The 26,200-nt window shown below is 60.0% G+C and carries 18 protein-coding genes and 1 tRNA gene; 8 read left to right on the top strand and 11 right to left on the bottom strand.

What is annotated here, in order from left to right:
• Position 1: 1 nt before the first annotated feature.
• Positions 2-1,834 carry a BCCT family transporter gene (locus ACEE43_RS03665; protein WP_237206867.1) on the bottom strand — a complete coding sequence of 611 codons (1,833 nt, stop codon included), beginning with the start codon at positions 1,832-1,834 and terminating at the stop codon, positions 2-4.
• Between the two features lie 230 nt (positions 1,835-2,064).
• A complete protein-coding gene (coaE, locus tag ACEE43_RS03670; RefSeq protein WP_449106942.1) occupies positions 2,065-2,706 on the bottom strand; it encodes a dephospho-CoA kinase in 642 nt (213 codons plus the stop codon).
• 62 nt (positions 2,707-2,768) lie between these two features.
• On the opposite strand from coaE, the gene ACEE43_RS03675 reads away from it, so the two are divergent.
• On the top strand, positions 2,769-3,458 hold the full coding sequence (locus ACEE43_RS03675; RefSeq protein WP_449106943.1) for an IMPACT family protein: 690 nt from the start codon (positions 2,769-2,771) through the stop codon (positions 3,456-3,458).
• On the opposite strand, the gene ACEE43_RS03680 is transcribed toward ACEE43_RS03675, so the two are convergent.
• The 3 genes from ACEE43_RS03680 to polA form a co-directional block, all read right to left on the bottom strand.
• The gene (locus ACEE43_RS03680; RefSeq protein ID WP_237204875.1) at positions 3,455-5,071 is read right to left on the bottom strand and encodes an inorganic phosphate transporter; all 1,617 of its coding nucleotides are present in this window, start codon (positions 5,069-5,071) and stop codon (positions 3,455-3,457) included. The two genes, ACEE43_RS03675 and ACEE43_RS03680, sit on opposite strands and share 4 nt — an antisense overlap.
• A 226-nt stretch (positions 5,072-5,297) precedes the next feature.
• Positions 5,298-6,758, bottom strand: a complete 1,461-nt coding sequence (gene rpsA / locus ACEE43_RS03685; RefSeq protein WP_237185579.1) for a 30S ribosomal protein S1 — start codon at positions 6,756-6,758, stop codon at positions 5,298-5,300.
• 331 nt (positions 6,759-7,089) lie between these two features.
• On the bottom strand, positions 7,090-9,909 hold the full coding sequence (polA, locus tag ACEE43_RS03690) for a DNA polymerase I (RefSeq protein ID WP_449106944.1): 2,820 nt from the start codon (positions 9,907-9,909) through the stop codon (positions 7,090-7,092).
• Positions 9,910-9,987: 78 nt separating this feature from the next.
• Between polA and ACEE43_RS03695 the strand changes: the two genes are divergently transcribed.
• From ACEE43_RS03695 to ACEE43_RS03705, 3 genes are all read left to right on the top strand, one after another.
• The gene (locus ACEE43_RS03695; protein ID WP_449106945.1) at positions 9,988-10,416 is read left to right on the top strand and encodes a PaaI family thioesterase; all 429 of its coding nucleotides are present in this window, start codon (positions 9,988-9,990) and stop codon (positions 10,414-10,416) included.
• Between the two features lie 116 nt (positions 10,417-10,532).
• Complete coding sequence (locus ACEE43_RS03700; RefSeq protein ID WP_449106946.1) at positions 10,533-11,801, top strand: dicarboxylate/amino acid:cation symporter; 1,269 nt, start codon at positions 10,533-10,535, stop codon at positions 11,799-11,801.
• 24 nt (positions 11,802-11,825) lie between these two features.
• A complete protein-coding gene (locus tag ACEE43_RS03705; protein ID WP_185173005.1) occupies positions 11,826-11,993 on the top strand; it encodes a hypothetical protein in 168 nt (55 codons plus the stop codon).
• A gap of 122 nt (positions 11,994-12,115) precedes the next feature.
• Here ACEE43_RS03705 and ACEE43_RS03710 read toward each other — a convergent pair whose 3' ends face one another.
• Positions 12,116-12,730, bottom strand: coding sequence for an ANTAR domain-containing response regulator (locus ACEE43_RS03710; RefSeq protein ID WP_185173006.1), 615 nt, complete (start codon positions 12,728-12,730; stop codon positions 12,116-12,118).
• 208 nt (positions 12,731-12,938) lie between these two features.
• Between ACEE43_RS03710 and ACEE43_RS03715 the strand changes: the two genes are divergently transcribed.
• Positions 12,939-13,018, top strand: a tRNA-Leu gene (locus tag ACEE43_RS03715).
• A 380-nt stretch (positions 13,019-13,398) separates the two neighbouring features.
• On the opposite strand, the gene ACEE43_RS03720 is transcribed toward ACEE43_RS03715, so the two are convergent.
• Positions 13,399-13,854, bottom strand: a complete 456-nt coding sequence (locus ACEE43_RS03720; protein WP_449106947.1) for an SRPBCC family protein — start codon at positions 13,852-13,854, stop codon at positions 13,399-13,401.
• Positions 13,855-13,944: 90 nt separating this feature from the next.
• Positions 13,945-15,414, bottom strand: a complete 1,470-nt coding sequence (pyk, locus tag ACEE43_RS03725) for a pyruvate kinase (RefSeq protein WP_237204869.1) — start codon at positions 15,412-15,414, stop codon at positions 13,945-13,947.
• 330 nt (positions 15,415-15,744) lie between these two features.
• Between pyk and ACEE43_RS03730 the strand changes: the two genes are divergently transcribed.
• Positions 15,745-16,335 carry a flavodoxin domain-containing protein gene (locus tag ACEE43_RS03730; protein WP_237198859.1) on the top strand — a complete coding sequence of 197 codons (591 nt, stop codon included), beginning with the start codon at positions 15,745-15,747 and terminating at the stop codon, positions 16,333-16,335.
• A gap of 2 nt (positions 16,336-16,337) precedes the next feature.
• The gene (locus ACEE43_RS03735; RefSeq protein WP_449106948.1) at positions 16,338-16,895 is read left to right on the top strand and encodes a flavodoxin domain-containing protein; all 558 of its coding nucleotides are present in this window, start codon (positions 16,338-16,340) and stop codon (positions 16,893-16,895) included.
• Positions 16,896-17,104: 209 nt separating this feature from the next.
• On the opposite strand, the gene ACEE43_RS03740 is transcribed toward ACEE43_RS03735, so the two are convergent.
• From ACEE43_RS03740 to adhP, 3 genes are all read right to left on the bottom strand, one after another.
• Positions 17,105-18,568 (bottom strand): glutamate synthase subunit beta, encoded by a 1,464-nt coding sequence (locus tag ACEE43_RS03740; RefSeq protein ID WP_449106949.1) that lies wholly within the window; start codon positions 18,566-18,568, stop codon positions 17,105-17,107.
• Positions 18,561-23,261 (bottom strand): glutamate synthase large subunit, encoded by a 4,701-nt coding sequence (gene gltB, locus ACEE43_RS03745; protein ID WP_449106950.1) that lies wholly within the window; start codon positions 23,259-23,261, stop codon positions 18,561-18,563. The genes ACEE43_RS03740 and gltB overlap by 8 nt, the downstream gene beginning before the upstream one ends.
• Before the next feature lie 568 nt (positions 23,262-23,829).
• A complete protein-coding gene (gene adhP, locus ACEE43_RS03750; protein ID WP_237185293.1) occupies positions 23,830-24,873 on the bottom strand; it encodes an alcohol dehydrogenase AdhP in 1,044 nt (347 codons plus the stop codon).
• A gap of 182 nt (positions 24,874-25,055) precedes the next feature.
• On the opposite strand from adhP, the gene ACEE43_RS03755 reads away from it, so the two are divergent.
• Positions 25,056-26,078 (top strand): phosphotransferase, encoded by a 1,023-nt coding sequence (locus tag ACEE43_RS03755; protein ID WP_449106951.1) that lies wholly within the window; start codon positions 25,056-25,058, stop codon positions 26,076-26,078.
• Positions 26,079-26,200 lie beyond the last annotated feature (122 nt).

Consider the following 26,200-nt stretch of genomic DNA (forward strand, 5'->3'; position numbering starts at 1 on the left):
CTTACTTCTTCGGGTCAATGTCGGTAGCGGGCAGGTCACCGGTTACCACAGCGGTATGAGTGCCCTGCTCTTCAGCCGGCTTTGAGGCAGCCTTCTTCGCGGCGGCGTCCTCAGCAATATCTTCGGCCGTTACCACAGGAATCTGACCGGTATTGGGAACCAGACCTTCAAACTCGGGTTCGGTGCCCAGCTCGTACTCGGGGCGAATAGTGACCTCTTCGATCGACGAGAAGTCTTCCTGAGCACGGCGGTGGTATTCCTCGATGGGGATAACCTGCTTCCACTGGCGGGTGCGCATGGGAGGCAGCTCACCGGCATCCTCGCGTAGGGCGCGCACCAGCATCCACATCTGCATGAAGCCAATAAGCCAGACCGGGAAGCCGATCACAATAATGACGTTCTGCAGGGCGGTCAGACCGTTATCGCCTGCTGCTACCAGGATGGAAGCCGATACAACGCCGATGGAGGCAGCCCAGAAAATACCCTGCTTCTTGGGGGCCGGGTCCTCATGGCCGTTAGCAATCGCGTCCATGACCAGGGCTGCTGAGTCAATGGAGGTGATGAAGAAGATGGTAATCACCACCAGGGTCACCGCAGCGACCAGCTGGTAGAGCGGGAAGTGGCCCAGGAACTCGAAGAGGGCAGCGGGAATATCGCCTTCTTCCGCCACGGTCTGCACCAGGGTGCCGTTTTCATTGCGCTCGATATTGAAAGCGCTCAGGCCAAAGACACCAACCCACATCAGGGTAAAGGTGGTGGGGGCAGCCAGTACGCCGACAACAAACTGACGGATGGTGCGGCCCTGGGAAATCTTGGCGATAAAGAGGCCAACAAAGGGCGCCCAGGTCACAGTCCAGGCCCAGTAGAAGACCGTCCAGGAGCCAATCCAACCGGTATCTGCAAAGGCGTCGTTGAAGAGCATCATCACGGGTAGCTTCTGCAGGAAGTAGCCGGCTGACTCGATGGTGCCCAGGGTGACGAAGCGGGTTGCGCCGGTCATCAGAATGAAGATCATCAGGGAAATAGCCAGCAGAATGTTGATGTAGGACAGGCGCTTAACGCCCTTATCCATACCCATCAGCACCGAGGTAATACCGGCGGCAGTAATCACAGCAACGATAGCGGCCTGAATCCAGCCACCCAGGGGCACACCGTACATGATGCCCATACCCGAGTTAATCTGCAGGGCGCCCAGACCCACCGAAACCGCAATACCGAAAACGGTAGAAACGATAGCAACCGAGTCGATGGTCTTACCGATAGGGCCGTGGATGCGCTCACCCAGCAGGGGCTGGAAGATGGATGAGACGCGCGGGGGCAGCTTGCGCTTGTAGGTAAAGTAGCCGAAAGCCAGGGCGGGAATAGTAAGAATAATCCAGACGCCCAGACCGATGTGCCAGTTAGCGATGGCGAGCGCTTCGAGCGCTGCATGATCCGACTGGGGCTCTACCCCGTCGTAGGGCGGGTTGGCGTAGTGGGTGATGGGTTCTGCCGCACCCCAGAAGAGCAGGACGGCACCAACACCAGCTGCGAAGAGCATACCGAACCAGGCAAGACCGGAGTACTCGGGTTCTGCGTCGTCGTCACCGATTTTGATGCGGCCGAAGCGGCTCATCGCCATGTAAATCAGGAAGAAAAAGAAGATGGCGATACCCAGGGTGTAGACCCAGCCCAGGTAGGTGATGATGAAGTCGGAGATGACGCCAATGCCATCTGACATGGCCGTTGGGAAGATCATCATCAGCAGGGTGAAGACGATGATAAAGAGTGCAGATGAGAAGAAAATGACGGGGTTGGTTCGCAGCCCCAGTCTGTCGTGTAGCTTGTTCAGCACAGGATTATCCCGGTGGAAGTACGTGTGTGACCGTGCGGGCCCCTTGCATCCACCGCCCGCACAGCGGCTGCCCGGTCTCTGGGCAACGTATCAATAATAAGAGGGCTTGGGGTTGTTTTCCAGGGGAGATAAGCCTACTTGATTTTTACACTTTCTCCTGTTCTCACCTGTTTTCACTGGTCACAACCAGATTTTTTAGACCATACGTTCAAATAATGCTAGCTAAAAATTTATTCATGTAACGAGTCCGCTGTGATTTTGGCAAAGACCTCGCGCACCTGCGCAGCGGTGCGCTCTAAACTTCCCGAATTATCAATGACCCAGGTGGCAATAGCCCGGCGCTGCTCGTCACTGGCCTGCGCAGCAATGCGGGCGCGGGCGTCCGCCTCACTCATGCCGCGCACCTCAACCAGGCGGCGCAGCCGCTCCTGGCGCTGCGCCTCAACCACAATCACCGCATCAAAGTCTGCCGCCTGACCGGTCTCGGCCAGCAGGGGGATATCCTCAACAATGACGACGCCCTCCCCCAGCTTCTGCACCGCCACCTCACGCTGCCGCGCAGCTTCAGCCCGCACCGCCGGGTGCACGATGGCGTTCAGACGGGCACGGGCAGACTCGTCCGCAAAGACCAGGGACGCCAGGGCAGCCCGGTCAAGCTCACCGGTAGGGGTCAAAACACCCTCGCCAAAGGCGCGGACGGTCTCAGCCAACACCGCCTGGCCCGGCTCCATCAGCTGACGGGAGATAGCATCGGCGTCAATCAGCACAGCCCCGCACTCCACCAGCATCTTCGCCACCGTCGACTTACCCGACCCGATACCGCCGGTCAGACCAATTCTCGCAACCACAGGCGTCCTTTCGTCTCTAAGCATCGGGCAGGTGCCCGCTCCCACCAGCCTACGCGCCCCACCGACCGCACACTAGAATAGACACCATGACTGATGAAACCCGCGCCAACCGCTACACCGTGCTCGCTACCCGCACCGAGACCCGGCACCTGTTAGAAATCAAGCGCAGTGAGTTCATCGGCTATGTTCAGCGCGTGGAAACTGAAGAAGAAGCCCGCGCTTTTATTGAGTCCAAGCGCAAGGCCTACCACGATGCCCGCCATGTCTGCTCTGCTTTTATCATCGGGGCAGACCGGCAGACCCAGCGCTCCAACGACGACGGCGAGCCCGCAGGTACCGCTGGGATTCCCATGCTCCAGGCCCTGCTGGCCCGCCGCACCGAAGGGCGCAAGGGCGAAACCACCGACCTCTCCGATATCTGCGCTGTGGTGGTGCGCTATTTCGGTGGCATCAAGCTGGGTGCCGGTGGGCTGGTGCGCGCCTATACGGACGCGGTGGTCACCACCCTAGACGCCGCTCCCCTGGTGCCCCGCGAACGTCTGCGACTGGGAACAGTTACCGCCTCCCACGCCGAGGCAGGACGCTTCGAGAACGACCTGCGTGCGCTGGGCTACACGGTACTGGGTACAGATTACACAGCCAGCGGCGCCCACATCACCCTGGGTGTTTTTGATGATGCGGCAACCCGCGCCCAAACAGAAACGGCCCTGGCCGAGCTGACAGCCGGCGCAGGGCACATTTCGTGGGGTGAAACCCAGTGGGTTGATCTAGCCTAGAAGATTGCTGAAATAGCCAGCACACCTACCGAGCCGATAGCGGCTGAGATGGGCAGGGTGATGATCCAGGCCAGGGCGATGGGTCGCATGAGCTTCCAGTTCGCTGAGCGGTTGACGATACCGACGCCCAGCACCGCACCGATTAGGATGTGAGTGGACGAAACGGGCAGACCCAGAACAGACGCAGCCATGACCACACCGGCAGCGGCCAGCTCAGCGGCAAAGCCCGATGAGGGGTGCATCTTGGTCAGGCCGTGACCGACGGTAGCAATCACGTTACGACCCACAAACCAAAGACCCACGATGAGGGCGATACCGAAGGCCACCAGAGCGGGCATAGGCACGACGGCCTCGTCGCCAATGGCACCGGTCTTGAGCACATCAAGAATTGCCACGAAGGGGCCGATAGCGTTGGCGATATCGTTGGCACCGTGGCTAAAGGCGAAGGCAGCTGCGGTGAAGACCTGCAACCAGGCAAAGATGGTAAAGGTAGCGCGGGAGAGTTCCTGCTTCTGCAGGCTGCGGGCAAAGACGGAAACACTCACCCAGGCGATAGCCGCAACCATCACCATAATCATGACGTTACCCATGGTTGAGATACCCAGCTCCAGGTTATCCAGACCCTTGAAGAGCAGCATGGCTGCAATCAGAGCCGCACCAAAGGCAGCCAGGATAGGCACATAAACCTCAAGTGCCCGGTGGGAGTCAGCGCGCTTAGCCTTCTGGTCAAGCTTGTGCACCTGGCGGTAGTACTCGCTCTCAGGGGCCGCGGGGTCAAGCTTCTTGAGCTTGAACTTCTTCTTGCGCAGCATAGCGTTGGAGTAGGCGTCCTGCTGCAGGTCGGTGATGCGCTGGAAACCGTCGTGCGGGGTGTGGGCTGCGCGCTCTTCTTCCTGGTGCTTCTTGATTTCGAGCATGGCCGCATCGACCTTCTCGTTGTAGCCCAGGATGTACTTCTTGATGAAGCCAAAGAGAACCCAGGCGAACAGACCGCCCAGGAGCGGTGAAAGAACCCAAGAAATGGCAATCTGGCCGATCTTGCTCCACTGCACCATGTCCATGCCGCCGGTGCCGGTGGTGAAGCCGATGGTCAGGGCCGCACCCACGATACCGCCGATGATGGAGTGGGTGGTAGAGACGGGCCAGCCCATCTTGGTGGCGACCAGCAGCCAGATAGCTGCGCCCAGAAGGGCTGCCATCATGATGTAGACGAACTGCATGGGGTCCAGGTCGATAGCACCCAGGTCGACGATGCCTGAACGCACGGTGTCGGTCACCGAACCGCCAGCGATCACAGCGCCCGATACCTCGAAGACAGCCGCGATGAGCAGGGCCTGCTTGATGGTCAGGGTACCCGCGCCCACGGAGGTTCCGAAGGAGTTCGCTACGTCGTTACCGCCGATGTTGAAGGCCATGAAGAGACCCAGGAGGACGGCTGCGATAAGGACGAGGGTGCGAGCTGACTGGTCGACGTAGTTGAGGGACCAGAGTGTAAAGAGTGTCAGTGAGACAGCCATGAGGCCGCCGAAGGCGAGGTGCCACCATTTGTCGGTGGTGTCTCGTTGCAACGCGGGGGTTGCGAGATGTGAACCCGAATTCGCGCTGGAATCCACGAGTCCCCCTTTGAGGTTGTGTTCATACGGTCTTAAGGCAAAATTTGAGCCCTGTTAATAGTCTGGGGAAAAGGTTAACGCAAGGTTAACTAACCCTAGCCTGAGCATGAACTATAGGCATGACGCCCGCCTCTACGCCCTCGCACGCACGTTGCACCCTACAGACAAGGACCCCTCCCACCCGAAGGTGGAAGGGGCCCTTGATTGCTGTGACTAATTCAGAGAATTAGTTACCGGTCAGCTTCTTGCGTAGCTCAGCCAGTGCCTCATCGGAAGCCAGGGTGCCGGTTTCGGCAGGCTTCTCGGATGAGTATGAGGTGGGTGCAGCTTCAGCGGGAGCGGACGCGGGGGCAGCAGCTGCTGCTTCTGCGTCGGCTTCGAGAGCCTTAGCAACCTGTACCTTGTGAGCTTCCCAGCGAGCCTGGGCGTCAGCGTACTGCTGCTCCCATGCTGCACGCTGGGTTTCGAAGCCTTCGAGCCATTCGTTGGTCTCGGGGTCGAAGCCCTCGGGGTACTTGTAGTTGCCTTCTTCGTCGTACTCTGCAGCCATGCCGTAGAGAGCGGGGTCGAACTCGGTGGACTCGGGGTCTACACCTTCGTTGGCCTGCTTCAGTGACAGGGAGATGCGGCGACGGTCGAGGTCGATGTCGATAACCTTGACGAACAGTTCGTCACCGACGGAGACAACCTGCTCTGCCAGGTCCACGTGGCGAACGGCGAGTTCGGAGATGTGGACGAGGCCTTCGATGCCGTCTTCAACGCGAACGAATGCGCCGAAGGGTACGAGCTTGGTGACCTTACCGGGTACAACCTGACCCAGTGCGTGGGTGCGAGCGAATGCCTGCCAGGGATCTTCCTGGGTAGCCTTCAGTGACAGTGAGACGCGCTCACGGTCGTGATCAACTTCGAGGACCTCAACGGTGACTTCGTCGCCAACTTCGACAACCTCTGAGGGGTGGTCGATGTGCTTCCAGGAGAGCTCAGATACGTGGACGAGACCGTCAACGCCGCCGAGGTCAACGAAGGCACCGAAGTTAACGATGGAGGAGACAACGCCGGTACGAACCTGGCCCTTTTCGAGCTGGTTGAGGAAGGTTGAGCGGACCTCTGACTGGGTCTGCTCGAGCCATGCACGGCGTGACAGAACAACGTTGTTGCGGTTCTTGTCGAGCTCGATGATCTTGGCTTCGATTTCCTGGCCGATGTAGGGTGCCAGGTCGCGAACGCGGCGCATTTCGACGAGTGAAGCGGGGAGGAAGCCACGCAGGCCGATGTCGAGGATAAGACCACCCTTGACGACCTCGATGACGGTACCGGTAACGACGCCGTCTTCTTCCTTGACCTTCTCGATGTCGCCCCAGGCGCGCTCGTACTGTGCGCGCTTCTTGGAGAGAATCAGGCGGCCTTCCTTGTCTTCCTTGGTGAGGACAAGAGCTTCAACGGTGTCACCAACAGAAACAACTTCGTCGGGATCTACGTCGTGCTTGATGGAAAGTTCACGTGAGGGGATGACGCCTTCGGTCTTGTAACCGATGTCAAGCAGAACCTCGTCGTGGTCAACCTTGACAACTTCGCCTGAAACGAGATCGCCGTCGTTGAAGTACTTGATGGTTGCGTCGACTGCTGCGAGGAATTCTTCTTCGTTGCCGATGTCGTTGATTGCAACCTGGGGAACGTTGGTGCTCATAGAGAGTAGGGCTCCAATATGGATAGTTTTCTAGGTCAATACAGGCAGGCCCTTACGTGCTCCCGCGGTGGAGCCTGTGGGCTGTTACGCGGGGTAAGGTCCGCATGGTTCTCTGTATTGAGCGTTGATACGGACAATATGATGTGCGGGTGCGACGCACGCCAAAGCGGGCACTGTACACGCACAGATTCAAGTCTAGGGCTCGTGCGGGTGCCGGTCAATGGTTTGGTGGGCGTTTTCACCGCGTGTTCACGGGAAAGTGGGGTGATGTTGGTCTTAACCCGCGCCCGGGTGTGTTGCACCGGCGTCCGCACGCCTTATGCCCACCCCGCTAGTGCCCTGCCTCGTGCCAGGAGCGGCCCCAGCCAACCTGGACGTCCAGGGGGACGCGCAGGGAGGCAGCCCCGCTCATTTCTTCAACCAGGATTGCCTCGGCGAGCTTTTCTTCACCCGCGGCAACTTCGAGGATCAGTTCGTCGTGCACCTGCAGGAGCATGCGGCTGGCGAGGTTTTCGCGGCGAAGGCGCTCGTCGATGTTGATCATGGCGATTTTAATGATGTCGGCGGCCGTGCCCTGAATGGGCGAGTTGAGGGCTGCGCGTTCGGCGGCTTCGCGTCGCTGACGGTTGGACGAGGCCAGGTCGGGCAGGGCGCGGCGGCGGCCAAACATGGTCTCGGTGTAGCCGGTCTTGTGGGCCTCGCGCACGATGGAGCGCAGGAACCTGCCGACCTTACCGAAGCGCTGGAAGTAGTTGGTGCGCAGGCTGGTCGCTTCGTCCACGCTGATCCCCAGTTGCTTTGACAGGCCGAAGGGTGAGAGGCCGTAGGCAAGGCCGTAGCTCATGGCCTTGACCTTAGAGCGCATCTCGGGGGTCACGTCTTCTGGCGCTACCCCGAACACCTCTGAACCGACGAAGCGGTGCAGGTCCTCCCCCGCCTGGTAAGCGGCGATGAGGTCTTCGTCGTCCGACAGGTGCACCATGATACGCATTTCAATCTGGGAGTAGTCAGCAGTCAGCAGGGTGGTGTAGTCGGTGCTGTCAACCGGTTCGGGGGCCACGACAAAAGCGTCGCGGATCTTGCGGCCTTCTTCGGTGCGAATCGGTATGTTCTGCAGGTTGGGGTCGGTTGACGAGAGGCGACCGGTAGCCGCGACGTTCTGCTGGTAGGTGGTGTGGATGCGGCCGTCTGCGGCGGTTGCCTTACCCAGTCCCTCAACGGTCTGCTTGAGCTTGGTGTAGTCGCGGTAGGTTTGCAGCTCACCCAGGAAGGAGGCCCCCTGGCTCTCGGGGTCTACCTGACCGAGGATTCCCGCAAGCGAGTCGGCGTCGGTGGAGTAGCCGCTCTTGAGTTTGCGGGTGGTCGGTAGGCCTAGCTCGTCAAAGAGGACGCCCTGCAGCTGCTTGGGGGACGAAAGGTTGACCTCATGACCCAGAATCTCGTAGGCCGCTTCGGTGGCGCAGGTGACGTGTTCGCCGTAGTAGCCCTTGAGTTCTGAGATGGCGCTGGCGTCGATTGCTACACCGGCGATTTCCATGCGGGCCAGGGCGGACGCAGCCGGCAGCTCAATTTCTTCGTAGAGGCCGAGCTGGTTTTTGGCAACCAGGTCAAGGTGTAGGGCGTAGGCCAGTTCTTGTACGTGGCGGGCAGCAAGGGCCTGATAGTCGGTATCGACGGCAGGTTCGAGCGAGAAAAGCTCCCCCTGGTCTTCCTGTTCGGGAGCGGCCGGGTAGGTCTGCCCCAGGTAGTCGCGGGTGAGGTCTTCGAGCATCTCGCGGTGACCGCGGCGACGGGCGGTGGGGATGAAGCCACAGACGTAGGAAGAGAGCACCGGGTCTTCAATGACGCCCGCTAGGGGCAGGTCGTAGGCGGCTAGCGACTTAAAGTTCTGCTTAACATCGAAGGTAATTTTGGGGGCGGACGCGTCCCCCAGCCAGTCGCGCAGAGCCGCGCGGACGCCGTCCGCCTGCTTCTCAAAATCAAGGTAGGCTGCGCGGGCACCGGCAACCAGCATGAGGCCGTGCAGGGCCTGGCCGTGGGCCAGCCCCTTTTCACCGGCCTGCTCATCAACCACAGGCCAGAGGGTGATGGCCTGCGCCAGGCGTTCAGGTACTTCGGCCGACCGTTCAACCGCCGCGAGCGCTTCGGTGGCAGCTGCCAGAAAGGCGGTGAGGTCGTCCGCGCTGGTGATGGTCTCAACCGTTTCAATATCAATCTCAACCGCAGGTGTAGCTTGCTGCATGCCCTCAAAGAGCTCAGCGACGCGCTTGCGAATAGAATTGAACTCCAGGTAGTCAAAGAGCTCTTCAAGCTCCTCAGCGTTAGGGCCGTAGCCCTTGGCATCATCGAGGGTTACCGGCAGGTCAAGGTCGTCCACCAGGCGGTTGAGGCGGCGATTGCGCAGCACGTCGTCGATATGCTCGCGCAGGGCCTCCCCCTTCTTACCCTTAATCTTCTCAGCATTGTCCAGCACACCCTTGAGATCACCGTATTCGTTAATCCACTTGGCAGCAAAGCCAGGGCCCACACCGGGCACGCCCGGCAGGTTGTCCGCCTGCTCGCCGGTGAGGGCAGCAAGATCAGGATAAAGGTGAGGTGCAACCTTATACTTTTCCTCGACGGCAGCCGGGGTCATGTAGCGGATACCCTTGGTAGGGCCGGTCGTGACCGGGTACAGCACAGTAACGGTATCGGTCACCAGCTGGAAGGCATCGCGGTCACCCGACACAATCTGCACCTCAAAGCCAGCCTCCCGCCCCTGACGGGTGTAGGTAGCGACAATATCGTCAGCCTCATAGCGCGGCAGGGTCACCGAAGGAATGTTCAGGGCCGCCAGGGCCTTCTGAATCAGCTCAATCTGACCAAAGAACTCCTGTGGGGTTTCATTACGCCCACCCTTATACTCACCGTATTCCTCGGTGCGGAAGGTTCCGCCAGAGAGGTCAAAGGCCACAATAATGTGGCTGGGCTGCTCATTTTTAATCAGAGAAATCAGGGTTGAGAGGAAGCCATGGACCGCATTGGTGTGCTGGCCCTCAGCATTCACAAAGACATCCACCGGGGTGCCGTAGAAAGAACGGAAAGCCAGGGAATGCCCGTCAATGAGCATGAGCTTACCGGGTGCAGGTGCAGAAGTTTCAGGTCTAGTCATCACGCCTACCATCCTACCGTCTGCCCCTGCCCTACGATTGAAGGCAGACAATCTCCCCCTATTTTCTAAGGAGCACCCATGACCGAGACCCAGGAGCAGGACGCCCGCTACCAGCAGATCCTTGAACGGCTAGGGGTAGGGGCCCTGGCGCAGAAGCTGGGTATCACTATTCTCGAAGCCTCCCCCGAACTGACCGTCGCTACCATGCCGGTGGAGGGCAACACCCAGCCGGTGGGCCTGCTTCACGGCGGTGCCTCTGCCGCCCTGGCAGAAACCCTGGGGTCTATCTCTGCCTTTCTTTCGGTGGCAGAGCAGAAGAAGGCTGCTGTGGGCGTTGATTTGAACATCACCCATCTGCGCTCGGTTCGTTCCGGAACCGTCACCGCGACCTGCCGGGCGATCAAGCTGGGCCGCACCGTCTGCGTCCACGCCATTGATATCACCGACGATGCGGGCAAACTCATCGCTACCGCCCGCATCACCAACAACATCATTAACCTGCCCTAGCGATTTACTCTAACCCCGGCGTCCGCCCCTTAACTCAGGGCGCCTCTGGCGGCGTCCTGATAAACTGACACAGTCCGTGCAAACGCACACAAGACCACACAACACCAAGGAACCCCATGAAGAAGATTCCTCTGCTCGTGTGGATTATCGTCGCAATCCTCGGCGGTATCCTCATCGGTGCCTTCACCCCCGGCCTTATCTCCGGCATCAACGACGCCCTGGGAACAGCCGTTCCCACCGACTTCGTCGTCCAGCTCTTTGTCTCCTTCTCCACCGTCTTTAGCGCCTTCCTGAGCTTCGCGATTCCGCTGATTATCATCGGCTTTATCGTGCCCGGTATCGGCTCACTGGCCAAGGGCGCAGGCAAACTGCTCGGCACCACCGTTGGCTTGGCCTATACCTCCTCCATTGCAGCGGGCTTCCTTGCCGTGACCGTGGCCCACTTCATCTACCCCATCATCCTCAAGGGCCAGCAGCTCACCGCCTTCGAAAACCCCGAAGAAGCCCTCTCAGCCGGCTACCTGGAATTCACCCTTGACCCCATCATGTCGGTCATGAGCGCCCTGATTCTGGCCTTCATCATGGGCCTGGGCATCACCGCCCTGAACAGCAAGAACATGCTGAACCTCTTCCAGGACTTCCAGACCATCATCGAAAAGCTCCTGGGCTACGTCATCATCCCCCTGCTGCCCGTCCACATCGTCGGCGTCTTCGCCAACATGACCATGGCAGGTCAGGTCGGTCAGATTCTTGCGGTCTTCGGCAAGGTCTTCATCATGGTTATCATCCTGCACTGGGTCATGCTGGCTATCCAGTACACCGTTGCCGGCGCTGTCTCCAAGCGCAACCCCATCACCATGCTGCGCGGCATGCTGCCCGCCTACTTCACCGCGATCGGCACCCAGTCCTCAGCCGCCACTATCCCCGTGACCGTGGCGTCCGCTAAGAACGTGGGTATCAAGGGCAAGATCGTGGACTTCGCAATCCCCCTCTGCGCTACCATTCACCTCTCAGGCTCCATGATCACCATTACCTCCTGCGCGGTTGCCGTGGTGTACATGACCAGCGGCTCCCTCAGCTTCACCGCCATGATTCCCGTGGTTCTGGTTCTGGGCCTCATGATGGTTGCAGCCCCCGGCGTGCCCGGCGGCGCCGTAATGACCGCTATCGGCCTGCTCCAGTCCATGCTGGGCTTCGATGAGTCCATGATTGCCCTGATGATCGCTCTCTACCTGGCCCAGGACTCCTTCGGCACCGCCACCAACGTCACCGGTGACGCCGCTATCGCCTCACTCACCGAGCGCGTGGCTAAGGCCTTCGGTGCGGACGAGGACGACCTGCCCGAGACCGACGAGCGCGACGGCAGCCTGGCAGCAGCCCACTAACCTCCAGTTCACGAAAGGCCCACCATGACCGCACGCCGCAAACTCATCGGCAATATCTTCCTGGTACTGACCCTCATCTTCACGGTGACGGCCCTGAGCCAGGGCGGCCTCTGGTGGGCCGCTGTGACTATCAGTGCCGCCATCACCCTCTGGGGAATTGGAACTAAGAGCGACCACAAGGACGCCCTCTAGCACCACGAAGCAGGGGTGGACGCCTACCCCACCGGCAGGCGTCCGCCCCCTTCTTTTGATACAGCAAAGCCCGCTCCAGCAATACGCTGGGGCGGGCTTTGTTACAGGCTAGGGGTGCTGCCCTACTGAACCTGCTTGACGATGGTTTCGGCGACCTCGCGCATGGAGAGGCGGCGATCCATGGAGGTCTTCTGAATCCAGCGGAAGGCCTCGGGCTCGCTCAGGCCCATCTTGGTCATCAGCAGGGACTTAGCGCGGTCAACCAGCTTGCGAGTCTCGAACTGTTCCTTGATGCTGGTGACTTCGTCCTGAAGTGCACGAATCTGCTCGTAGCGGCTAATTGCCACCTCGATGGCGGGAATCAGGTCGTTGGGGGTGAAGGGCTTAACCACGTAGGCCATGGCGCCAGCTTCGGTGGCGCGATCTACCAGTTCTTTCTGGCTGAAAGCGGTGAGTAGGACGACCGGCGCCAGCTGCTTCTCGCTGATTTGGCCGGCTGCTTCGATGCCGTCCATGATGGGCATGTTGACGTCCATGAGCACCAGGTCGGGGCGGTGCTCCTCAGCCAGTTCTACAGCTTTTTTGCCGTTGTCGGTTTCGGCGATGACGTTGAAGCCCTGGTCTTTGAGGATTTCGACGATGTCGAGGCGAATCAGCGCCTCGTCTTCAGCGACGACGACGGTGCGTGCGGGCTGCTGATCGTGGTTCTCGGGCTCCTGGGTGGTCTGCTCTGACATACCCTGCTCCTTAGGTCGTTTCAGCGTTTAGTTGAGGTTCGCTATCTATTTTCGCACGCGCACAACCTTGTGGGCGTGCATGCAACGGGTGACGGTGCGTACCCTCTTCGATTCCTATCTTAGTCGGGGGCGGGTTCTTTCTTCCAGGGTGAGGGCCGATTGGCTTTTAGCGGGCAGAAACGTGTATTGTAGAAGAGCTTTCGCACTTGCCCAAGTGGCGGAATTGGCAGACGCGCCGCACTCAAAATGCGGTTCTTCGGAGTGTGGGTTCGAGTCCCACCTTGGGCACAAAATAAGCCCCTGACCTGGTAAAACATTCCAGGTCGGGGGCTTTTCTTTGCCCTCTCAAAAACGGCGTGAACCCCTTTTTGAACCCCATTTCATTTTTAGGCCAGCTCGCGCCGCTCATCAAGCGAAATAATCTACACTGAAAAAACCCGCCCACCCCGAAGGGCGGGCGGGCTGGTGAGGATACAAGACCGAAGCCAGGCTTTGATCTTGTGGTTCCTACGGCGGTTCGATTCAAAACCAAATCTCCGGTCCTGAATCACCAATAACAAGTCTACGCCTGTCAGTCAGGTTAAAGTTCATTCTTCAACCAAAATAGGTAGCTATGACCCCTATATGACGAAGAACTTTCCCGCAGGCAACCGGGCGCTGCCGGCGTCCTAACGCTCTGCTACCGCCTTGAGGCGGGCCAGGCCGCGCTCAAAGTCCGTGCCAATACGCTTCTGCATATTAAAGACCTTGAACATCACCTTCATCATCAGGTTCTGCTCACCGCTCATCGACCACGACACCGCGGTGCCCTCGCCAACCTGCTGTAGCTTAAAGTGGCTGCGGTTCTTGGCCGCCCAGGGCTTGATGAATTCGATATCAACCTCAACCAGGTCGTCCTGCACGGTCACCACGGTCATGCGGCCTTCGCCGGCTTTCTTATTGCCGGCCCAGGCCATCTTTGCGCCAACGCCGCGTTCGGCACCGGAGTAGGTCTGCTGCATAGCGGGGTCAAGCTCCTGCCAGGGTGACCAGCTCTCCCAGGCGTGTAGGTCCTCGATCAGGGCGCGAACCTGATCAACGGGGGCGTCAATAACGGTGGAGCGAGTGAGTAAAGTATTTGTCATGTCAACCATTTTACCTAGACGAAGGCCCCGCCACTTCATCGCAATGAAGCGGCGGGGCCTTCATATCAGCTCCTAAGAGCGGACTAACCCTTAGTCAGTGTAGGGGCCGACCTGCTCGCGAGCCTCGGGGAGCACAGCACCGGCGTCATCAAGGTCACCAACGCGGTGAACCTTGACGGTGTTGGTGGAGCCTGCGACACCGGGAGGTGAACCGGCAGCCATGACAATCATGTCGTTAGCCTGAGCCAGACCGTTAGCCAGCATGTAGCGGTCGACCACGGCGGTCATCTCGTCGGTGTCCTTAGCGGTGGGTGAAACCGCTGCCTCAACGCCCCATAGCAGGGAGAGGAAGGCACGCACAGAGGGCTCGGGGGTCAGGGCAAGCACAGGCTTGGCCGGACGCAGACGGGCCAGACGGCGGGCGGTGTCGCCAGACTGGGTGAAGGTGGCGATGTACTTAACATCCAGCTGGTCAGCGATGTTGACCGCTGCGCGGGTGATAGCGCCACCGCGGGTCTTAGGTGAGGTGCCCAGTTCGGGAACGCGGAAGAGGCCGCGCTCTTCGGTGGACTTGATGATGCGAGCCATGGTCTGGATGGTGATGATGGGGTACTTACCCACTGAGGTTTCACCGGAGAGCATGACAGCGTCGGCACCGTCGAGGATAGCGTTAGCGCAGTCAGATGCCTCTGCACGGGTGGGAGTGGGGTTCTGGATCATGGTTTCCAGCACCTGGGTTGCCACGATAACGGGCTTTGCCCAGCGGCGGGCCAGTTCGATGGCGCGCTTCTGTACCAGGGGAACCTCTTCGAGGGGGAACTCCACACCCAGGTCGCCACGGGCAACCATGATGCCGTCAAACCTGTCGACGATATCCTGCAGGTTTTCAACTGCCTGGGGCTTTTCAATCTTGGCGATGACGGCGATCTTACGGCCTTCTTCTTCCATGATTTCGTGAACACGCTGGATGTCGTCGCCGGAGCGGACGAAGGAGAGAGCGATGATGTCCACGCCCAGGTTCAGGGCGAAGCGCAGGTCGCGCTCGTCCTTCTCGGTGAGTGCGGGGATGGAGACAGCAACGCCGGGCAGGTTGATGCCCTTGTTGTTGGAGATGGGGCCGCCGACGATGACGCGGGTGGTCACGGTGGTCTCGTCAACCTCGATAGCTTCGAGACGGATCTTGCCATCGTCAATCAGCAGGGTATCGCCGGGCTTGACGTCACCGGGCAGACCCTTGAAGGTGGTGCCGCAGATTTCCTTGGTGCCTTCAACATCTTCGATGGTGATCTTGAAGGTGTCGCCGGGTTCGAGAACCTCAGCGCCGTTCTTGAAAGTTTCGAGGCGAATCTTGGGGCCCTGAAGGTCGGCGAGAATCGCGACGTTGTGACCAAGCTTTTCGGCCTGCTCGCGGATGGTTGCGTATGAGTTAGTGTGAACCTCGTGGTCACCGTGGCTCATGTTCAGGCGGGCGACGTTCATGCCCGCTTCGATAGCCGCTGCAATCTTCTCGGGTGCAGAAATTGCGGGGCCAATAGTACAAACAATCTTTGCGCGTCTCATCAATCAACCTTAGGTTTGTAGGGGTCTGAGAACCTTTGGTGTGGTTTCTGTCGATAGGGAATCAACAACCAACATATTCACAGATAGTCAGCATGAAACCAACATGTCCACACCTCATTATACGTTGTTTCGTGAGGTTTTGGTGGAGGCATTGGGCACTTTTTGTGTAAATATTCGACACAAACCCCACCAAAACACACATAAACAGTCATAAACAAACAAAATATGTCATCTAGCTTGTCAGCTTTGAGACCACACACCGGTAGCGCGGTATTCTGTATGCAGAAGCCCCGGTAAGCCACCGGCCCGCAAACAAACGAAAGAGTGCCCATGCCTACCCCCAACGTCCTGATCCTCTTCGGTTCAACCTACGGCCACACCGAACGCTACGCCCACTGGATTGCCGAAGACCTGCGCGCCCACGCGTCCGCACCCCAGGTGACCCTCTCCCCCGTTGCCGAAGCAACCGACGAGATGATCGAAGCAGCCGACGTTCTCATCGTCGGTGCCAGCTACCTGGGTGGCTTCCTCACCGGCGCCCCCACCCTGCGCAAGCGCCGCGAAGCCATGCTCAAGGTACCCAACCGCGTCTTCTACACCGTCTCCTTCAACGGCACCGAGGTTTACCCCCGCTCCTACCTGGACGAGCGCGTCCTGAAGAGCTACAAGGCAGACGTCGCCGGTGACCGCCCCGCCTTCCACTTCCGCGGGGGCCTCAAGATGGACGAAATGTCCAAGCTCCACAAGACCGCCCTGACCGGCGTTAAGACCGCCTACAAGCTCAAGCCCAAGCAGAATGAGTACGACAAGCAGCTGATCGAAGCCTTCGAAAACGGGGGCGCTGACCACACCAACCGCGACTGGACTAAGCCCCTGATCGCCGAGGTTGAGACCTACCTGACCGACATCGCAGCCTCCTAGTCATGAAATCTCTCCTCATTACCTACGGGAGCCAGTACGGCTATACCGAGCAGTACGCCCGCTGGGCTGAGCAGCAGCTTGAAGGGCAGTACGCCGTGCAGTTACTTCCCCTGGATGCTCTGACCGAACGCGCCGTAGCAGATGCGGACGTGCTCGTAGCAGGCCTGAGCGACTACGGCGGCTTCCTCACCGGCGCCCAGGAGCTGAAAAAGTACGAGCAGGAGCTACGGTCCAAGCCCTACGCCCTCTTCACTGTCTCCTTTAGCGGTCTAGCGGGAGCAAGCCAGCAAAAGCTCGATGCCCTGCTAGCCAAGAACCTGGGTGAGAGCCTGGTTCAGGACGCCCTGGGCACCTACCACCTGCGCGGCGGACTGGACCATACCCGGCTTTCTTTCAAGCACAAGACCGTGATGGTGGGCATCCGCTCAGCCATTGCTGCCCTGCCCAAGAAATCTGAGGCCAACCAGCAGATGCTCGACAGTTTCACCCAAAAGACAGTGGATTACTCCAGCGAAGAGCAGATCGCTCCCCTGGTGCAGGAAGTAGCCGCCCTGGCCTAAGGGAAGGCTAATCCTCACGCAGAAAACCGGCCCCGCCCCAGTGTTATGACTGGGGTGGGGCCGGTGTTTTGGTGGTGCTTCGTTGCTAAAGGTAGGTAGGCAGGCTCACAGCGAAGCTGCTGGCTCGGGGCTGGCGTGAATCGTCTTGTGAGCGAAGCGAACCAGACGAGAGGGTCGGCAGCGAGCGTGAGTCTGTCTACCGTCCGTCATTAGAGCGCCAAATCAATTGCCCGGTCACTGGGGGCTACGGGGGCAGGGAGCAGGGTTGAGCCGGTCAGGTGCTTTTCAACAGCTGCTGCGCAGGCTCGTCCTTCGGCAATTGCCCAGACGACCAGGGACTGGCCGCGGCCGGCATCTCCGCAGGAGAAGACTCCGGGTACGTTGGTCATGTAGTTCTCGTCGCGGGCTACGTTAGTGCGGCGGTCGAGTTCTGCACCTACCTGGGTGGTGATGTTGTCATTCTCCTGGCCGGTGAAGCCCAGGGCTAGGAAAACCAGGTCGGCCGGGATGACGTGTTCTGTGCCAGCCTTAGGAACGCGACGCCCGTCGGGCAGGTATTCGGTTTCAGCGACCTTGAGGCCGGTGAGTTTACCGTTTTCACCTACGAATTCGACGGTGGAGGCCAGGTACTTGCGTTCGCCACCCTCTTCGTGAGAGGAGGAAACCTCAAAGACCTTGGGGAACATGGGCCAGGGTTCGTTCTCCGGACGCTCGGTGCCGGGCTTCTTGCCGATAGCCAGGGTGGTGATGGAGGCTGCCCCCTGACGCACGGCGGTGCCGATGCAGTCGGAGCCGGTGTCGCCACCGCCCAGCACGATGACGTGCTTACCCGCTGCGTCGATGGTGGGGGCGGCGAGGTCGCCGGCTACCACGCGGTTGGCTTCGGTCAGGTAGGGCATGGCGTAGTGGACGCCGTCCAGGTCGGCCCCGGGGATGGGCAGGGCGCGGGGGGCGGTTGCGCCGGTGGCAACGATGACGGCGTCGTAGCGGCGCTTGAGGTTATCCCAGGTGATGTCTTTACCGATTTCAACACCGGTGCGGAAGCGGGTACCTTCGGCCTTCATGACCTCGATACGGCGGTCAACGATATCTTTTTCTAGCTTGAAATCGGGAATACCGTAGCGCAGCAGACCGCCCACCTTGTCGTCGCGTTCGAAGACGGCGACGGTGAAGCCTGCCTGGGTCAGCTGCTGGGCAGCTGCCAGACCGGCGGGGCCTGAACCGACTACGGCGACGGTCTTATCGAGCATGCGGTCGGGCATGATCGGCTCGATGTAGCCGCCCTCGAAAGCCTGCTCGGCGATCGAGTACTCGATCTGTTTGATGGTCACTGCGGGCTGGTTGATGCCCAGCACGCAGGAGGTTTCGCAGGGAGCCGGGCATACGCGTCCGGTGAACTCCGGGAAGTTGTTGGTCGCGTGCAGGCGTTCCACAGCCTTTTCGGTCTGCTCGCGCCAGGTCAGGTCGTTCCATTCGGGAATCAGGTTGCCCAGGGGGCAGCCGACGTGGCAGAAGGGAACGCCGCAGTCCATACAGCGGGAGGCCTGGGTCTTGAGAACCGCTGAGTTCTGGGCGACCTGCACCTCGTTCCAGTCAAGGATGCGCACGGGGACGGGGCGCTTGGGTCGGTCTTGACGGGTGGTTACTTTCAGAAAACCGCGGGGATCAGCCACGAGCGGTCACCTCCAAAATCTTGTTCCAAACCTGCATGGATTCGGTGTCTTCGCCGGCGGCTTCGGCCTCGGCACGGATAGCTTGTACGGCGGCGAAGTCGCGCGGGAGTACCTTGGTGATGCGGGCGTAGGTGCCCTCCAGGTCCTCCAGCAGGGCGGACGCCAGGGTTGAGCCGGTCTCGGTACGGTGGCGGGTCAGCAGCTGGGCAACCTCGGCGCGGTCGTCCTCGGTTAGTTCCAGGAAGCCAAGTTCGCCGGATTCACGGGACTGCTTGTTGACCTTAGCCATGTCCAGGTCGAGCACGTAGGCGGTACCGCCGCTCATGCCCGCACCGAAGTTACGGCCGGTTGAGCCCAGAATCAGGGCTTTACCACCGGTCATGTATTCGCAGCCGTGATCGCCGATGCCTTCAACAACGGCAGTGGCACCGGAGTTACGTACCAGGAATCGCTCACCGACGATACCGCGGATGAACATTTCACCGCTGGTGGCACCGTAGCCGATGACGTTACCGGCTACCACGTTCTCTTCGGCAACCAGGGGGGCTGCGGCGTCCGGAGCCACGATAATGCGGCCGCCGGAGAGACCCTTGCCCACGTAGTCGTTGGAGTCGCCGGTCAGGCGGATGGTGATACCCTGCGGCAGGAAGGCGCCCAGGGACTGGCCCGCGTGGCCGGTCAGGTTGAGGGTGATGGAGTCGTGGTCCAGCACCTCAATGCCGAAGGTTTTGGTGACGGTGTGGCCCAGCATGGTGCCCACGGAGCGGTCGGTGTTGACCACCGGTGAGTCGATAGCAACCGGGGTGCGGTCGCTCAGGGTTGCCTGGGCGGCTGCGATGAAGGTGTTATCGATGTGCGCCTCGAGTTCGTGGTCCTGGTCCTTGAGGTGGCGGATACCCTGACCCTCGTATTCGACGGCGGTGGAGGTGAGCACCTTGGTCAGGTCGAGCCCGTCGGCCTTCCAGTGGTCGATGGCCTGGGACATGTCGAGTACCTCGGCGTGGCCGATAGCTTCGTCCAGGGTGCGGAAGCCCAGCTGAGCCAGGTATTCGCGTACCTCTTCGGCGATGAACTCGAAGAAGTTGACCACGTGGTCTGCCTGGCCGGTGAAGCGGGCGCGCAGGTCGGGGTTCTGGGTAGCGACGCCCACGGGGCAGGTGTCCAGGTGGCACTTGCGCATCATGATGCAGCCTTCGACGACCAGGGGTGCGGTGGCGAAGCCGTATTCTTCGGCGCCCAGCAGGGCGGCGATGATGACGTCGCGGCCGGTCTTGAGCTGGCCGTCCGCCTGGACGACGACGCGGTCGCGCAGGCCGTTAATCATGAGGGTCTGCTGGGTTTCAGCCAGGCCGAGCTCCCAGGGGGCACCTGCGTGCTTGAGGGAGTTGAGCGGGGCTGCGCCGGTGCCGCCGTCGTGGCCCGAGATGAGCACGACGTCCGCCTTAGCCTTGGTGACGCCTGCGGCCACGGTGCCGATACCGATTTCAGACACCAGCTTGACGTGGACGCGGGCGGACGGGTTAGCCCGCTTGCAGTCGTAGATGAGCTGGGCGAGGTCCTCGATGGAGTAGATATCGTGGTGGGGCGGGGGCGAAATCAGGGAGACGCCGGGGGTGGAGTGGCGGGTCTTGGCTACCCAGGGGTAGACCTTGGCAGCCATGAGCTGGCCACCCTCACCGGGCTTAGCGCCCTGGGCCATCTTGATCTGGATGTCGTCGGCGTTGGTCAGGTAGAGGGAGGTCACGCCGAAACGGCCGGAGGCGACCTGCTTGATGGCAGAACGACGTTCGGGGTCCAGCAGACGATCAACGTCCTCACCGCCCTCACCGGTGTTGGACTTAGCGCCCAGGCGGTTCATGGCAATGGCCAGGGTCTCGTGGGCCTCCTTGGAGATAGAGCCGTAGCTCATAGCACCGGTGGAGAAGCGCTTGACGATTTCGCTGACGGGTTCCACCTCGTCAATGGAGATGGGGGTGCGGTCTTCGGTGAAAGTGAAGAGGCCGCGCAGGGTCATCAGGTCCTTGGCCTGGTCGTCAACCAGCTTGGTGTAGGACTTGAAGATATCGTAGCGACGGGTCTTGGTCGAGTGCTGCAGACGGAAGATGGTCTGGGGGTTGAAGAGGTGGGGCGGGCCCTCGCGGCGCCAGTCGTACTCACCGCCGGTTTCCAGGGCGCGGTGGGGCACGGAGACGCCGTCGTCGGGGTAGGCATCGTGGTGGCGCTTGCGGGTTTCGGCTTCAATGACGTCCAGGCCCACGCCGTCCATCTGGGAGTGGGTGCCGGTGAAGAACTGGTCAACGACCTGCTGGGAGAGGCCCAGAGCCTCGAAGGTCTGCGCACCGCAGTAGGAGGAGACGGTGGAGATACCCATCTTGGACATAATCTTCTGCAGGCCCTTACCCAGAGCCTTGATGAGGTTGTAGACCGCTTCGGATTCGGTCACACCGGTGATTTCGCCCTGGGCTACCAGCTCTTCTACTGATTCCATGGCCAGGTAGGGGTTGACTGCCGATGCGCCGTAGCCAATCAGGGTGGCAACGTGGTGTACCTCGCGCACATCGCCGGCCTCAACAATCAGGGCGACCTTGGTGCGGGTGGCTGAGCGTAGCAGGTGGTGGTGGACGGCGCTGGTCAGCAGCAGGGACGGGATGGGCGCCCAGGCGCCGTTAGAGTTACGGTCTGAAAGAATCAGGAACTGCACGCCACGTTCTACAGCGGCAGAAACCTTTTCACAGATTTCAGCGATACGGGCGCGCAGGGCTTCTTCTCCCCCGTGAGCCGGGTAGAGGCCGCTGACCTTGAGAGCGGCAGGCATGCCGTCCTCGTCCTCGATATGGGCAATCTTATCGAGCTCGTCGTTATTGATAACCGGGAAGTTGAGCCCCACGTGCTGGACCTTGACGCGGCCGTTGCGCAGCAGGTTGCCGTCGGCACCGATAGAGGTCTTGAGGCTGGTTACCAGCTCTTCACGGATGGAGTCCAGCGGCGGGTTGGTCACCTGGGCAAAGGACTGCACGAAGTAGTCAAAGAGCAGGCGGTGGCGGGTTGAAAGCACCGCGATGGGGGTGTCAGTGCCCATGGCGTAGATGGGTTCAGCCCCGGTCTTAGCCATAGGAGCCAAGATCTTGCGCAGCTCTTCCTCGGTGTAACCGAAGGTCTGCTGGCGCTTGAGGATGGACTTGCGGGAGGCACGGATGTGCTCGCGCTCGGGCAGATCAGCCAGGTCAACGATGTTCTCATCAGCCCACTGCTTCCAGGGCTGCTCGGCAGCAACAGTTGCCTTAACCTCTTCGTCGGGCACCAGGCGTCCTGCCTTGGTATCAACGAAGAACATCTTGCCGGGCGAAACTCGGCCCTTCTCAACAATCTTCTCTTCGGGCATGTCGACCACGCCGACCTCAGAGGCCAGAATGACCAGGCCCTCGTCGGTGACCCAGTAGCGGCCGGGGCGCAGACCATTGCGGTCCAGGACGGAGCCGACGTTGTCGCCGTCCGTAAAAGCAATCGCGGCGGGGCCGTCCCAGGGCTCCATGAGGGAGGAGTGGTAGCGGTAGAAGGCGCGGCGGTCCTCGTCCATGGTTTCGTGGTTTTCCCAGGCCTCAGGAACCATCATCATGAGCACCTGGGCAGCCGAACGCCCCGAGAGCATCAGCAGTTCTGCAACTTCATCGAAGCTCTGGGAGTCAGAGGCACCCACCGAGCAAATGGGGAAGAGCTCTTCGGGGTTGCGGCCCAGAACCGGGGACTTGAGCTGGGACTGGCGAGCGCGCATCCAGTTGCGGTTGCCCTTGACCGTGTTGATTTCGCCGTTGTGGGCGATGGTGCGGAAGGGCTGGGCCAGGGGCCAGGAGGGGAAGGTGTTGGTCGAGAAACGCGAGTGGACGATCGCCAGCTTGGTGGCAAAACGCGGGTCGGAGAGATCCGGGTAGAAGGGTTCCAGCTGGGCTGTGGTCAGCATACCCTTATAGACGATGGTGCGCGAGGAGAAGGAGGGGAAGTAGACGCCAAGCTTGTGCTGGGCCCGCTTGCGCACGCGGAATGCCTTCTGGTCCAGCTGGCGGCGCTCTGAATCTTCGTCCAGGTTGACCACGGGGATGTGGCCTGTAAAGGGGGCGTTGACGGTGTCCAGATCCTCACCTGAGGCTTCTGCAATGAACATTTGCACGAAGTAGGGCATGACCTCGCGGGCAGCCTTACCCACGATATCCGCATTGACGGGCACCTCACGCCAGCCGAGCACCCGCAGGCCCTCGCGCTGGGCAATCTGGGTTAGCCCCTCCTTGAGTTCATCTGCATTCTCGCCACCTGTGGGCAGGTAGGCGGTACCTACGGCGTATTTACCCAGTTCGGGCAGGTCAAAATCAACGACCTCGCGGAAGAAGGCATCGGGAATCTGTAGGAGAATACCGGCGCCGTCGCCGGTGCCTTCGTCCGCGCCGACCGCACCGCGGTGTTCCAGACGGCGTAGGGCGGTTAGGGCGTGATCAACGATGTCGTGGCCGGGGGTGCCGCGCAGGGTGGCAATCATGGCCAGGCCACAGGCGTCCTTTTCGTTCTCCGGGCTATAGAGACCGGTGGCCTCGGGAATGGAGGCGAAAGTGGTGAAGGGTGAAGGGGCGTGCCCGAGGGTGTGGGGGTCCTGGGTGAAGGTCTTATCGGCGTGGTCTGCACTGCCGAGCGTGGTGTGACTCATGTGGGCCGTTCCTACTTACGTTGGGCTCTGGTGCCAGCGGAGGAAGCTAAACGGCGGACGTACGGGAGCTGGTGGTCACAGGACGCCTGTGGTTTAGCCGCTCCCTTGCAGCACGAGATGTCGGTGGTCGCCTCGCTGTGACGATGGCGCGTGTAGCGGCTCTAGGTTGCCCGGTTGTGGGGCCTGAACCTGGGGTTCTCCCCCGCTTCCGGTAGGTGCGGGAGAATGTTTCCATCAGTCTGTAGAGGCTTCGTTACGTATGTGTAAATTTATACGCCCCTGCGTGTAAAGATTCAACAGGCACCTGTAGGTTGCATGAGCAAGATGGGAGCTACTCCCCTACTAGATAGCTTCTTTTGCTTGATTCTTACCCTGTGCAACCTAGGGAAAACCGAATTAGAACATGAATATTTTTCGTAATTATGCAGGGTTCATTGTTACGTGGGGGGTGGCTAATTGAAACAGACTTGAAACTTTAAATCTCGCAAAATGAGACAGGTATTTCACATAGAGGATAGAAAAGTGGGGCCCTGGAATATTCCAGAACCCCACTGATCAGATGGGTAAGTTAGCGGGTGGCGCCGGTAAAGTCGAGCACCATGCGTCCGTTAATCAAACCGGCATGCATTTCATCAAAGATAGCCTGGGCATCTTCGACCGGGCGGAGCTGAACCACGGGCTTAACACGACCCTGGGCACCGAATTCAAAAGCTTCTGCCAGGTCTTGACGGGTTCCCACCAAAGAGCCCTGGACCTTGATGCCATCTAGCACCAGGCGGGGGATGTTGAGATCCATAGACTCGGTGGGCAGACCAACAGCAACTACGGTGCCACCGGCGCGGACGGAATCAACAGCCTGATTAAAGGCAGCCTTAGCTACCGCGGTGACCACCGCAACGTGGGCACCAGCCCCGCCGGTGGTGTTCTTGATTTCTTCCACGACATCTTCGACATTCTTAGCATTGATGACCACATCTGCCCCGCTGTCCTTAGCCAGCAGCAGCTTGTCTTCATTAAGGTCAACGGCAATAACCTGGGCCCCAAAGACGTTCTTGGCGTACTGGACGGAGAGGTTGCCCAGGCCGCCTGCGCCAAAGCAGACAATCCATTGACCCGGGCGGACACCTGATTCCTTCACGGCCTTATATGTGGTCACACCGGCACAGGTGATGGAGGTTGCCTCAACCGGGTCGAGAGCATCGGGAACCTTGACGGTGTAGTCAGCATAGAGCAGGGTGTATTCACTCATGCCACCGTCTGCGGTGTAGCCCGCATTGATGACGGAGCGGCAGAAGGTTTCGCGGCCGTCCGTGCAGTATTCGCAGTGGCCGCAGCCCTTAAAGAACCAGGGAACACAGACGCGATCGCCCACCTTGAGGTGTTCTACGCCGGGGCCGACTTCAGTGATGACACCTACACCCTCATGACCCAGAATACGACCGGGCTTTTCGCCAAAGTCACTGGCTGCTACGTGCAGGTCGGTATGGCAGATACCTGAGTATTCAATCTTGGCAAGCACCTGACCGTGGCCCACCTCGGGTACGGGCACATCTTTGATATCTACGGTTCCATCAAGACGGTCAGAAACAACAACAGCTTTCATGGTGGCCATGTGAGAGCTCCTTAGAAATACAGCAGATGAGTGTTGTGGCTCACTTAAAGCCTAGATTCTGGGTGCACCCAGGCGCCAGGGGTTGGATATTTTTTCTACTCTGTTACGGCGCTTTTACCCCTAAGGGCTCTAGTTCGGCAATAATTTATTACCCCCAAAAGCAAGGTAGCTAAGCTAGAGCCATGAGTGATCAGATACCCTCCCCAGTGCCCCTTACCCAGCGTGCCACCTGGGCGGATCTCCCTCATTCCGTGCAGGCCTGGGTAGAAGAAGAGCTAGGTGACACCGTAGTCGGGGCCGAGTCGCAAAGCGGTGGGTTCAGCCTGGGCACCGCAGACCGCCTGGTCACCCGCAAAGGTCGCAGGGCTTTCCTTAAGGCTGTTGACGCCAACCTTCACCCACAAACAGCTGACTTGCACCGGCAGGAGGGCCGCATCACCGCGTCCTTCCCCAGCAACACCCCAACCCCGGCCGTCCTCGCTGCCCGTGATTTTTCAGGGGCGGACGGCACAGCCTGGGTCGCCCTGCTTCTGGAAGATATCGAGGGGCGGCACCCAGAATACCCCTGGCAGAAAGAAGAACTGGCCGCCGTTTTTCGGGCCTTAGAGAGCATGAGCCGGGTTCCGGTTGACCCAAGCCTCAACCTACCGGCCACCGAAGCTGACCTGACAGAGGAACTCATTTTCTGGCACAAACTCGCTCGGGGTGTGACTCTGGAGCACCTGGTCTATGTTCAGGCCACTGATTCCTACCAGCAGCTGGTGCAGCTACTGCCCTTTATCAACCATAAGGCCGCCGAGTTTGCCGCCTTTGTAGACGAGCATCTGGTTGCCCATCTGGCAGGGTGCTCCTATGTGCATACCGATTTGCGGGGCGACAACATTCTGATTCGCCCCACCGGCGAGGCTGTTTTGATTGACTGGCCCTGGGCAACGGTGGGTAACGCCCAATATGACACTACCTCGGTGGCAACTGACGCCCTGATTGCCAACCCCGAGCTGACTCTTACTGAGGTATACGAGCTGATGCCGGCGTCCGGGCGTCCTGCGCTCGAGTTCTTGCAGGCTACTGTTATCGCTTTGGCGGGCTACTATCTCTACGCTTCGACGCAGAAGCCCAGTGACTCTACGAACTCGTCGTTGGTGAGTATGCGGGCCCACCGCGCGTCCGCCCTGCTGACCAGACTGGACCAGGGCAAAAACTAATCCGCACTTATTCTGATGTACCCGCAACTAGTTGCGGACTATTTCAAAATACATGCGGTTTCTGCTGCTAATTATCTCTTTCAACAATGCTCGCATACGAGTTATAGGTGGGGGTGCTCTGC

Source organism: Rothia sp. 11254D007BW (assembly GCF_053548195.1).

What these genes read in the sequence shown, in the direction of transcription:
- coaE (WP_449106942.1), bottom strand. Translation starts at nt 2,706, where the DNA reads ATGCTTAGAGACGAAAGGACGCCTGTGGTTGCGAGAATTGGTCTGACC.
- ACEE43_RS03675 (WP_449106943.1), top strand. Translation starts at nt 2,769, where the DNA reads ATGACTGATGAAACCCGCGCCAACCGCTACACCGTGCTCGCTACCCGC.
- rpsA (WP_237185579.1), bottom strand. Translation starts at nt 6,758, where the DNA reads ATGAGCACCAACGTTCCCCAGGTTGCAATCAACGACATCGGCAACGAA.
- polA (WP_449106944.1), bottom strand. Translation starts at nt 9,909, where the DNA reads ATGACTAGACCTGAAACTTCTGCACCTGCACCCGGTAAGCTCATGCTC.
- ACEE43_RS03695 (WP_449106945.1), top strand. Translation starts at nt 9,988, where the DNA reads ATGACCGAGACCCAGGAGCAGGACGCCCGCTACCAGCAGATCCTTGAA.
- ACEE43_RS03700 (WP_449106946.1), top strand. Translation starts at nt 10,533, where the DNA reads ATGAAGAAGATTCCTCTGCTCGTGTGGATTATCGTCGCAATCCTCGGC.
- ACEE43_RS03705 (WP_185173005.1), top strand. Translation starts at nt 11,826, where the DNA reads ATGACCGCACGCCGCAAACTCATCGGCAATATCTTCCTGGTACTGACC.
- ACEE43_RS03710 (WP_185173006.1), bottom strand. Translation starts at nt 12,730, where the DNA reads ATGTCAGAGCAGACCACCCAGGAGCCCGAGAACCACGATCAGCAGCCC.
- ACEE43_RS03720 (WP_449106947.1), bottom strand. Translation starts at nt 13,854, where the DNA reads ATGACAAATACTTTACTCACTCGCTCCACCGTTATTGACGCCCCCGTT.
- pyk (WP_237204869.1), bottom strand. Translation starts at nt 15,414, where the DNA reads ATGAGACGCGCAAAGATTGTTTGTACTATTGGCCCCGCAATTTCTGCA.
- ACEE43_RS03730 (WP_237198859.1), top strand. Translation starts at nt 15,745, where the DNA reads ATGCCTACCCCCAACGTCCTGATCCTCTTCGGTTCAACCTACGGCCAC.
- ACEE43_RS03735 (WP_449106948.1), top strand. Translation starts at nt 16,338, where the DNA reads ATGAAATCTCTCCTCATTACCTACGGGAGCCAGTACGGCTATACCGAG.
- gltB (WP_449106950.1), bottom strand. Translation starts at nt 23,261, where the DNA reads ATGAGTCACACCACGCTCGGCAGTGCAGACCACGCCGATAAGACCTTC.
- adhP (WP_237185293.1), bottom strand. Translation starts at nt 24,873, where the DNA reads ATGGCCACCATGAAAGCTGTTGTTGTTTCTGACCGTCTTGATGGAACC.
- ACEE43_RS03755 (WP_449106951.1), top strand. Translation starts at nt 25,056, where the DNA reads ATGAGTGATCAGATACCCTCCCCAGTGCCCCTTACCCAGCGTGCCACC.